The organism is Thioclava sp. UBA3469, assembly GCF_002378135.1.
Classification (GTDB): domain Bacteria; phylum Pseudomonadota; class Alphaproteobacteria; order Rhodobacterales; family Rhodobacteraceae; genus Thioclava; species Thioclava sediminum.
Genome location: NZ_DFRG01000050.1, coordinates 595 through 1,639 on the forward strand (window position 1 = coordinate 595; position 1,045 = coordinate 1,639).

Sequence of the window (1,045 nt, forward strand, 5' to 3'; positions counted from 1 at the left end):
ATCCCGGTGCGCGAGATCAACTGGTTGGGCGACGAGCCCTTCACCTCGCGCAAGGAATGGCATCTGAAGGTCAAGGTCCGCTCGACCCGCCCGCCGCGCGAAGCGATCATCCGACCGATCTCGGAGACCGAGGCGGAAGTCGAGTTGGTCGTGCCGGAGGAAGGCGTCAGCCCCGGTCAGGCCTGCGTGTTCTACGCGCCCGAAGACAGCCGCATCTTCGGCGGTGGCTGGATCTACAAGAAGTAACGCCCGCAAACAGCCCCACAGACAGAACTGCGCGCGGCGAGCCCCTCCGGCTTGCCGCGCCTAACTATCTGTCGGATCACTCAGACCGGCACGTCTCCGAGGCTTACCCCGTGCTTGCCGACCCGAGTCGTCACTTTTTTCCGACCGCCTTGGCGAGCGCTTCGCCCTCTTCGGTGGCCGAGCGCACCGCGCGCTCCGCAATCCCCGTCATCGAGGTCGCGAGCTTCGTCATCTCGGCGGTGTAATCGCTCGCCGTGCGCTGCCAGAATTCGCCCCAGAGGCTCATCGCGCGCATCGGATCGGGCGTTTCCGCCAACTGGGTGACCATCTCCTGGTCGCGCTCGAAGCGGGTCTTCAGAAACTCGAGCAACTCGATATTCTGCGCGATCATCGATTCCATCATCTTGAGCTGCGGTGCCATCACCGAGCTTACCGACCCCATATCGGGCACTGGCATGCAGCCAGCCATGTTCATCCCGGGTGCGGATTTCTTCTGTGCCATGTCAGCCTCCCTTGTGACTGGATGGCGCGAGCGTAGCATGGGTGCGGCGCACAGCGTTTGATTTGGAACAATCGTAGCGCGAAAAGCTTGGCTCAAGGCAAATGCCGAAAATTTGGGCCGAGATCGCGCGCCCGCGTATGCATTTCGAGCGTTAGCGTAAGTGAAGGACCGATGGCCGAGCCGCTTCTGATCCCGCGCCCCGAGGGGCTCTACTGCCCTAGCGGCAACTTCTACATCGACCCGAGTCGCCCCGTGGCGCGCGCGCTGATCACGCATGGCCATGCCGATCACGCGCGC

2 protein-coding genes are annotated in these 1,045 nt (G+C 63.3%); one reads left to right on the top strand and one right to left on the bottom strand.

Going from position 1 to position 1,045, the window contains the following annotated elements; all coding sequences use genetic code 11:
- On the top strand, positions 1-246 hold a 246-nt coding region (locus B3D39_RS03705; RefSeq protein WP_349678081.1), incomplete at its 5' end, for an aminomethyltransferase beta-barrel domain-containing protein.
- Positions 247-376: 130 nt separating this feature from the next.
- On the opposite strand, the gene B3D39_RS03710 is transcribed toward B3D39_RS03705, so the two are convergent.
- Positions 377-748, bottom strand: coding sequence for a phasin family protein (locus B3D39_RS03710; protein ID WP_165756948.1), 372 nt, complete (start codon positions 746-748; stop codon positions 377-379).
- Between the last annotated feature and the right edge of the window lie 297 nt (positions 749-1,045).

Bases quoted from the DNA above. Each gene is read 5' to 3' on its own strand.
- B3D39_RS03710 (WP_165756948.1), bottom strand. From the start codon at position 748: ATGGCACAGAAGAAATCCGCACCCGGGATGAACATGGCTGGCTGCATG.